A 9,695-nucleotide genomic window follows, 5' to 3' on the forward strand; every position below is an offset into this window, starting at 1 on the left:
TGGGCGGGCAAGATGCCCACCCCACAAGAGGATTTTTTTAATGGGCGGGCAAGATGCCCACCCCACAAGAGGATTTTTTTAATGGGCGGGCAAGATGCCCACCCCACAAGAGGATTTTTTTAATGGGCGGGCAAGATGCCCACCCCACAAGAGGTGTAAACTATAAGAAGCCCACAAGAGGTGTAAACTATAAGAAGCCCACAAGAGGTGTAAACTATAAGAAGCCCACAAGAGGTGTAAACTATAAGAGATGTATATAAACTACAAAAAATAAAAAGAATGTAATTTTCTGTTTAGAGGATGGGAAATATAAAGATAGGGCAGGCAAGATGCCTATCCTACAATAAACCTAGAAAATATTTTTCTGTTATGGAAGAAGCAAGGTTAAAAATTTACCATAGGATGTTACCTCATTGGGAGTTAGATGGGGCAAGTTATTTTATTACTTTTAATACTTGGGAAAAGTTAGAACTTAACCCAGAAGCTAGGGAAATAGTTTTGAATAGTTGTTTATTTTTTAATAATCAAAGATATAAGATATTTGTCTTTGTGGTGATGATAGATCATGTACATTTACTGATGCAGCCTTTACTTAAATCAGAAAATGAGTATTGGTCTCTTAGTAGCATTATGAGTAGTATTAAAGGTTATAGTGCTAAACAGATTGCCAAGGTGATGAAACATATAGGAACTATTTGGCAAGATGAGCGATATGACAGAATTGTCAGAAATGAAGAAGAGTTTCAAGCATATTGGCAATATATCAGACAAAATCCTGTAGAAGCAGGACTGTCATCAACACCAGAAGATTACCCTTACTTGTGGCAAACCTCAGAATAACCTCAATTATTACATCCTCTCTCTTGTGGGGTGGGCATCTTGCCCGCCCTTTTGCTTTATCAGCAAATTTCAGGATTTGTGGTGTCAAAAAAGCTTGTCATTAAGCTTACTATAGTATTAATATAAAAATGATGTTTGTTTAATTATGGCTGAGTTATCTTCAGAATGGAACAATGAGGCTTATGTCTCTCTACATCTGGTTGAAGAAATGCTACGTATGGCAGGTTTACCTCCCCGCAGTAGCTATTCCCATTGGTATCCAGAGTTTAAAATAAAAGTTCCAAAAATAACTGCAAATGGTTTTGTAAGGGAAACTGACAAAGAAGTTGATTTTTTAATTGAGGATTTGGGTAGATATGTCAATTTTTTAGTTGAGGTTAAGTCAGCCAAAGCTCGTATTGATGATGATGCTCGTACTCAATTAAAAACATATCTCAAATATTCAAATACAAGATTTGGGATATTAATTGATCCTTTTTCAGTTGAGATATATGAGTACACAGAATGGCCACCAAATCTAATGTGTACACATACTATACAAGACCCTAAAAAAATTCAACCTGTAGCATATTTTTTAAAAAGCTTCCTGGATAAAATTAAAATGCGTACTATTGCAATTCATACATCAAAAGGGGGCGTTGGTAAAACGACGCTAGTGGTCAATCTCGCCTATGAACTAGCAACTCAAGGTAAAAAAGTTTTAGTTATTGACTTGGATGATCAAGCTAATGCCAGTCTATCATTAGGAGTCAACAAAGCTGATGAATTTGATCATGCTTCTAGTTTGGAAGAATTTGAAGAAATCTTAGAATCTTTCAAGGATAGAAAAGAAGTTGTAGAGTTTTTGAAAGACTACGACTTGCCAAATTTTAAGTATAGAGAATATATCCACTCTTCTTTAGCACTGAACCAGATTATAAGTAAGACTAGTGATGGAAGAGTTGATGTCTTACCCAGTAGTTACAAAACCGTAGATGCTGCACTTGCAAACTTAGGTGGAATTCGTGAAAAGCGTCTAGATAAAGCACTGCGACAATCTGGAATAGCTAAAGATTATGATTATGTAGTTATTGACACTCCCCCTAGTGCGACTACTATTGCTAGTAATGGGTTATATGCAGCCCAATATGTGGTGATACCATCCCAAATGGAATATCTTTCAGTTTATGGTATCAGAACTCCTATCAGGAGAGCTAGGGAAGTCCAAGAAGAAAACGGAAAAAGGGGAGTAATTCTTGGTATTGTTCCAATGATGACTGAAAAAAATGTCAAGCTTCATACTACTATTAAGCAATTAGTAGAACAAACATTTCAGGGTATGACGATTTTACCAGAAATCAAGCGAGCTACTGCTGTTGGACAAGCATCTAAGGCACGTTCTCCCCTTTCTTTATATGCAGAACATAATACTGGAGCAGGTGAGGTAGCACATCAATTCTCTGCCTTAACCAAAGAGATAGTTACCAGAATAAATCAGATTGAAAGTGCTATAGGAATTTAAAAAATGGTAAAGCTTTATAAAGGTATTGAAAGCCAACCTAGTCTTGTTGTATTAAATCAGATACAGGTAGCTCAAGAAAATTCGGGAACTTCAAGATTGACTCTTAATAAAATAGCTGAAAACATAAAAGAAGCGGGTTTCAACTTGATTGTTCCATTTGTTTCTATAACAGATGAGGAAGACAAATATCACTTATTAACAGGGTTAGCAATTTATGAGGCAGCTATTATTGCTGGAATAGAGCGAATTTGGGTATTTATAATTGCAGCTAAACAACCAGAAGCAGAAAAATTTATAGAACCAGCTTTTTTGCAGTCAAAACTAAATGACAGAGTGATTGAGCCTCAAGATTTGACAGGTTTCTTGGAATTTATCAATAATAAAAATTCTGATTTGAGGAAGATTCCAGGGGTTAAAGATGGATATGCAAAGCTAATTTCGGGTAAACGTCCTTATATTTCTCAAGAAGATATGCAGAAAAAGCTAGGTGCTAAAAGGTCTTTAAATTGGCTTAAAGCATATAAGCAAAAGAATAGTTAAAATCCTCCAAATTATTTTGGATTTTATTAATTTAAGTGATCATACCTTTTTTAATTCAGGTATTTTCAATTGAATTTATATAATGGGGGTGGGCAAGATGCCCACCCCACAGGAGTTTTTGAAGATTTGGATTTGCATATTAAATACTAAGTAGCTTATTAAATGCTTATTATCAGGCTAATTACAAAACTATATATCCTAAAATTAAATTAGCTATAACAGTCGCAACATTGATGTTAAATTATAACATACCTGGTTAATTACTCCCTTCCCGGCACAAGATATTAACTAAAAAGTGTTAGTTGAAAATCCCCTTACTTTACCAAATACTAATATGTCCTTTGTTCCCTTACATATTCACAGTGATTACAGCTTGCTTGATGGTGCTAGTCAATTACCAGAATTGGTAGATCGAGCGATCGCATTAGGAATGAAAGCGATCGCCCTCACAGATCATGGTGTCATGTATGGGGCTGTGGAACTGATCAAAATCTGCCGCAGTAAGACGATTAAGCCAATCATTGGCAACGAAATGTATATCATTAATGGTGAAATTGACAAACAAGAACGTCGTCCTAAATATCATCAAGTCGTATTGGCAAAAAATACTCAAGGGTATAAAAATCTAGTTAAATTAACTACCATTTCTCACCTGCAAGGAGTACAAGGTAAAGGCATTTTTTCCCGTCCTTGTATTAATAAGGATTTACTGAAACAATATAAGGAGGGGTTAATAGTCACCAGTGCTTGTTTAGGGGGAGAAATTCCCCAAGCAATTCTGAGTAATCGGCCAGATATAGCTAGGAAAATTGCCAAATGGTATAAAGAAGTATTTGGTGAAGATTTTTATTTAGAAATTCAAGATCATGGTTCTCAAGAAGACAGGATTGTGAATGTAGAAATCGTCAAGATTGCCAGGGAATTAAACATTAAATTTATCGCCACAAATGACTCTCATTTTATCTCTTGTTTTGATGTAGAATCCCATGATGCCTTATTATGTATTCAAACCGGTAAACTCATTAGCGAAGATAAAAGAATGCGGTATAGCGGCACAGAATACCTGAAATCATCTGAGGAAATGCACCAGCTATTCCGTGACCATTTAGCCGATGATATCATTGCCGAAGCGATCGCCACAACAGAAGAAATTGCTGATAAAGTTGAACCTTATCACATCATGGGTGATCCACAAATTCCCACACCCACAATCCCTTCAGGACATACAGCAGATACTTATGCAGAGGAGGTTGCATGGTTGGGACTTTTAGAAAGATTAAATCGCAAATCTCGCAACGAAGTAGATCCAGTCTATAAAGAAAGATTAGAATATGAATTAAAAATGATTCAGCAAATGGGATTTTCCACCTACTTTTTAGTAGTTTGGGACTATATCAAATTTGCAAGAGACAATAATATTCCCGTTGGTCCAGGACGGGGTTCTGCGGCAGGTTCTTTAGTAGCTTATGCTATGAGAATCACGAATATTGACCCTGTACATCATGGTTTATTATTTGAAAGATTTCTCAATCCTGAACGTAAATCAATGCCGGATATTGATACAGATTTCTGCATTGATAAACGAGATCAGGTAATTGAATATGTCACTGAAAAATATGGGGTTGAGAGAGTAGCCCAAATTATTACTTTTAACCGACTGACATCAAAAGCAGTGTTAAAAGATGTCGCTAGAGTGTTAGATATTCCATACAATGAATCTGACAAAATGGCGAAAATGATTCCTGTAGTCCGGGGTAAACCTACAAAATTGAAAGTGATGATTTCCGATGAAACCCCCGAACCAGAATTTAAAGCCAAATATGATAATGATCCCACCGTGCGGCGCTGGATTGATATGGCCATGCGCATTGAAGGGACTAACAAAACCTTCGGTGTTCATGCTGCTGGTGTGGTTATTTCCGCAGAACCATTAGATGAACTTGTTCCTTTACAACGCAATAATGACGGTTCTGTAATTACCCAATATTTCATGGAAGATTTGGAATCTTTGGGATTATTAAAAATGGACTTTTTGGGTTTACGGAACTTAACCCTAATTCAAAAAACCATTGATTTAATTGAACAAAGTCAAGGATATCGTATTGATCCTGATGAAATCACAAAACAGGAAAGAAAGGCACAAAAAATATTAGCTAAAGGTGAACATACCAGCTTACCAAAAGATGTGACTAAAGCTTATTCACTATTAGAAGCAGGTGATTTAGAAGGCATATTTCAATTAGAGTCTTCAGGGATGAAACAAATAGTGCGAGATTTGAAACCTTCTAATATTGAAGATATTTCTTCTATTCTTGCACTTTATCGTCCTGGACCATTAGATGCCGGATTAATTCCTAAATTTATTAATCGGAAACATGGACGAGAAGAAATTGAATATGATACTCAAATTTTAGAACCGATATTAAATGAAACCTATGGAATCATGGTTTATCAAGAGCAAATTATGAAAATTGCTCAAGATATGGCTGGTTATAGTTTAGGACAAGCTGATTTACTCCGTCGCGCTATGGGGAAAAAGAAAGTATCGGAAATGGAGAAACAAAAGCAAAATTTTATTGATGGTTCTGCAAAAAATGGTGTAAAATCCCAAGTTGCTGAACATTTATTTGGGGATATGTTAAAATTTGCGGAATATTGTTTAAGTTATGATACAGAAATTTTAACTGTTGAATATGGTTTTTTAGAGATTGGGGAAATTGTGGAAAAACAAATTGAGTGTCGGGTGTATACAGTTGATAGCAATGGCATACTTTATACTCAACCTATTGCCCAATGGCATCATCGGGGACAGCAAGAAGTCTATGAATATTTATTAGAAAATGGGGCAATTATTCGCGCGACAAAAGACCATAAATTCATGACTGAAGAGGGGGAAATGTTACCCATTGATGATATTTTTACCCAAGGATTAGATTTATTACAAGTGGCAGATTTATAGCAGAAGACAAGGAGCAGAAAAATATCTATTCCCTGTTCCCTGAATTGTTACGAGGGAATTTATAAATCAATCCAGTTAATCCCAAAACTCTTTTTGAAAACGAACCACAGAGTCACAGAGAACACAGAGAAAAGAGAATAATAAGTTCTTAGTTGGATGGTATTGAATTATAAATTCCCAAAACTCTGACTAAAAAACCCCATTTATCTGCTGCTTCTTCAATAATTTTTGTCGTTGGTTTACCCGCACCATGTCCGGCTTTAGTTTCAATTCTAATCAAAACAGGTGCATTACTACTATGGGCAGCTTGCAAAGCGGCAGCAAATTTTAAAAGTTGACCATTTTCACTAATAGAAATTCCTGAAAGGGCAACTGTACCATCTTCTGAAAGTTTGTTAAGATCAAGTAATACTCTTGGTTGTGCATCTAATGTAGGGAGAGTATAGAGAACACTTTGATTTTGCAGTCCATCATTTTTGAAATAAAAGTAATTATTACTTTGTTTAAATGGTGTTCCATATTTTTCATAATCCCAAAGTTTGGTAAGACGCTGTTTAATGTCTTCCCTCGCGGGAATTTCGTTTAAGTAGGTAAAGGTAACTTGATTTTGCGCTTCTACCCAAGCTTTTGTTTCTTGTGTATCTGGGTTTTCTAAAGTGCGATAAGGATCTGCAACCACAGTTCCATAATAATTATCTGTTTGATCAATTTTGCTAAGAGCGGGATAGCTAAAGGATGTTTTACAGTTAGACATAGATTCAGGATAGATAAACTGTTACTGTTATATCTTCCCATAATCTGATTGCAACTTGTTGAGTTATACAGGAAAATAAGCACAGATTCCTTTTACAAGTGGTCTGATAGGGGTCGAACTTTGACGGACTCCAAAGGAAACCCTATTGCTGGTGCTAAAGTTGAAGCTATTGATAATAGTTCCAAATCATCAGTTATATCTATTACGAATAATGCAGGTGTTTTCTATTTGGAACAGTTGCGACAAGGAAGTTATCAGTTAAAAGTCAATGGTAAATATGCTGAACCTAATACAATTACAATTAAAGCAGATGCTAATACTTTACAAGAGTTAAATTTAAAATTACCCTAGTATGCTTTTTTGTAAAAGCTGTGTTATTATTAGTATGTGAATCATCCTGGAGGTTAACGAAAATGACTCAGGAATTAATAGACCTCAGAAACAGCATTTTACAAGGAAATTATGCCGATGCTTTAGCAATTATTGATGAATTAGAGGGAATGAGTAAACAGGCAATATTGAGAAATATAGAATCATTTTTAAAGATTTTACTAATTCACTTGATTAAAAATCAAATAGAACAGCGATTGACAAATTATTGGATGGCTTCTATTCGTAATTCAATTAGAGAAATTCAAAAAATCAATTTGAAGGAAAATAAAAGATCCTATTATGTCAATTATGATGAATGGGAAAATTTAATAGAGGAAGAAGTAATTGAAGATGCGATCGCTGATGCTAGTATAGAAATCATGAATGGTAAATATACCCGTTCTCAATTATCGGAGATATTAGATAGAAAGCCAATTATGTCAACAGCTATGACTAATGGTACGGAAGTGATCATAAAATTTTACAGTATAGTATAATGAAAACTTATATAAAATCAATAATACTTTTAATATTCATAACTCATGAAAATTCAACTTTAGATTTTCTTAACAATTAATTGAGAATTATTTTTATTTAGCAACGAGCTTGCAATACTTTCGGCGATTTGCTATAATTCTGAAGAATTTCATAGTTGGGGTATTATTGTCAATTTTGCACCCTGCTCAAAAGATGATCTGCAAAAGTCTTTATTGATAGTCGTTTCAGAGATCTATTTTGAAAAAAAATACAAAACTTGACAAATTAGCAGTGGTTTGAAAGAGTAAATTGGGGAAAAATTATTGAGCAAATAATGTAATTTGATTAGTAGAACTAATGTACTATTGACAAATAGGATAACTTATGGTACATGAGGATAGTTTTTGGTGGTAGGTAGGGTTAGTAAGCAGCTAAGGATTTCTGAGAATTTAGTTTTCGTTAGTGCGCTAAAGCTCTATATATTGTATCTATAATATGGAGACGTTTCATGAAACGTCCCCACATGGTTTTTGGGAGATATTGAGAAACTACACCCAACTAACAATAAAGTCCTGGTTAGTGAGATTTAGTCCAGGGGAAAGTTGAGCTAATGCTACCTGTGAACCAGAACCCAAAGCATCAGCATCAAAATAGACGATACCATTACTATTATTATAGATAATGCTATTAGTCCAAGAATTGGCACTTGTACCCATAGAAAATACGCTGGGATCTAGTGCATTACTTACCCCGTCTGTCCACACCAGAGAATTAAAGCCAATTCTAAACAATTCTATCTTGTCCCCTTGTGCCTTAGAAAAGTCGGTAATGGTGTCCATGCCTTCGGTGGGAGAATTAAACCTGAACGTGTCTGCACCAAGTCCACCAGTGAGAGTGTCCTGTCCTCCTAATCCCAAGAAGGTGTCATTTCCAGAACCTCCGACTAGGTTATTATTGGTTGCATCAGCCGTATCATCATTAGTAATAGTTCCCCTCACGGCTGTAGTTGTACCAACGGTATAACCTGTTCCTGTAGCTAGAGTTAAAACAACAGTTTCATTATTTTCCACAGTGGTATCTGCTGTGGGGTCAATAGTCAGAGTTTTTGTACTACTTCCCGCAGCAAAGGTAATAGTTCTGGTGGTAGTCGCAAAGCTTGTCGCACCTATTTGGCTGTAGTCGGTGTTGAATCTGGCTGTACCCGTAACGCCATAGTTAACGGTTAAGGCGTTTGTGGTAGTTCCTGTACGGGTGAAGGTGTAAATAAGATTGGCTGTACCATCTTCATTGACGCTACTGGGTGATACGGCTAGGGTGATGGTGGGAACAACATCATCATTAGTAATCGTTCCCGTGACGGCTGTGGTTGTCCCAACGGTGTAACCTGTGCCTGTAGCTAGAGTTAAAGCCACAGTTTCATCAGTTTCCACAGTGCTATCACCTGTGGGGTCAATAGTCAGAGTTTTTGTACTACTTCCCGCAGCAAAGGTAATAGTTCCGGTGGTAGGGGTGAAACCGACTGCACCGATTTGAGTATAGTCATTATTGAATATGGCTGTACCCGCAACGCCATAGTTAACGGTCAAGGCGTTTGTGGTAGTTCCTGTACGGGTGAAGGTGTAAATAAGATTGGCTGTACCATCTTCTAGTACACTACCGGGTGATACTGCTAGGGTAATGGTGGGAGAAGCAACAATATCATCATTAGTAATAGTTCCCGTCACGGTTGTAGTTGTACCAACAGTGTAACCTGTTCCTGAAGCCAAAGTTAAAACAACAGTTTCATCGCTTTCTGGAGTGCTATCACCTGTGGGGTCAATAGTCAGAGTGGCTGTACTTGCACCCGCAGCAAAGGTGATGGTTTTTCCTGTTCCTGGTGTTGCTCCTGTATAGTCGCTACTATCTGCTGTACCCGTAACGCCATAGTTAACGGTTAAGGCGTTTGTGGTAGTTCCTGTACGGGTGAAGGTGTAAATAAGATTGGCTGTACCATCTTCTAGTACACTACCGGGTGATACTGCTAGGGTAATGGTGGGAGAAGCAACAATATCATCATTAGTAATAGTTCCCGTCACGGTTGTAGTTGTACCAACAGTGTAACCTGTTCCTGAAGCCAAAGTTAAAACAACAGTTTCATTACTTTCTGGAGTGCTATCACCTGTGGGGTCAATAGTCAGAGTGGCTGTACTTGCACCCGCAGCAAAGGTGATGGTTTTTCCTGTTCCTGGTGTTGCTCCTGTATAGTCGCTACT

General features: G+C 36.7%; 8 protein-coding genes. 6 read left to right on the plus strand and 2 right to left on the minus strand.

The genetic code is table 11. The features are described from left to right. The first annotated feature begins 369 nt into the window (after nt 1-369). The 4 genes from H6F39_RS19605 (at nt 370) to H6F39_RS19620 (ending at nt 5,840) form a co-directional block, all read left to right on the plus strand. A complete protein-coding gene (locus H6F39_RS19605) occupies nt 370-840 on the plus strand; it encodes a transposase (RefSeq protein WP_190372396.1) in 471 nt (156 codons plus the stop codon). 145 nt (nt 841-985) lie between these two features. Next, entirely contained in the window at nt 986-2,341 is a 1,356-nt protein-coding gene (locus tag H6F39_RS19610) for a ParA family protein (RefSeq protein WP_190372397.1), read from the plus strand. Nucleotides 2,342-2,344: 3 nt separating this feature from the next. Beyond that, on the plus strand, nt 2,345-2,881 hold the full coding sequence (locus H6F39_RS19615; RefSeq protein ID WP_190372398.1) for a hypothetical protein: 537 nt from the start codon (nt 2,345-2,347) through the stop codon (nt 2,879-2,881). 334 nt (nt 2,882-3,215) lie between these two features. Beyond that, on the plus strand, nt 3,216-5,840 hold the full coding sequence (locus tag H6F39_RS19620; protein ID WP_190372399.1) for a DNA polymerase III subunit alpha: 2,625 nt from the start codon (nt 3,216-3,218) through the stop codon (nt 5,838-5,840). 148 nt (nt 5,841-5,988) lie between these two features. Here H6F39_RS19620 and H6F39_RS19625 read toward each other — a convergent pair whose 3' ends face one another. Beyond that, nucleotides 5,989-6,594 carry a prolyl oligopeptidase family serine peptidase gene (locus tag H6F39_RS19625; protein ID WP_190397265.1) on the minus strand — a complete coding sequence of 202 codons (606 nt, stop codon included), beginning with the start codon at nt 6,592-6,594 and terminating at the stop codon, nt 5,989-5,991. 120 nt (nt 6,595-6,714) lie between these two features. On the opposite strand from H6F39_RS19625, the gene H6F39_RS19630 reads away from it, so the two are divergent. After that, a complete protein-coding gene (locus H6F39_RS19630) occupies nt 6,715-6,945 on the plus strand; it encodes a carboxypeptidase-like regulatory domain-containing protein (protein WP_190397266.1) in 231 nt (76 codons plus the stop codon). 62 nt (nt 6,946-7,007) lie between these two features. Then, a complete protein-coding gene (locus H6F39_RS19635) occupies nt 7,008-7,463 on the plus strand; it encodes a DUF29 family protein (protein ID WP_190397267.1) in 456 nt (151 codons plus the stop codon). 528 nt (nt 7,464-7,991) lie between these two features. Here the strand turns inward: H6F39_RS19635 and H6F39_RS19640 are convergent. Then, the coding region (locus H6F39_RS19640) for a calcium-binding protein (RefSeq protein ID WP_304506185.1) at nt 7,992-9,695 on the minus strand (1,704 nt) is incomplete at its 5' end.

Source organism: Dolichospermum sp. FACHB-1250, assembly GCF_014696335.1.
Lineage (GTDB): Bacteria > Cyanobacteriota > Cyanobacteriia > Cyanobacteriales > Nostocaceae > Dolichospermum > Dolichospermum planctonicum.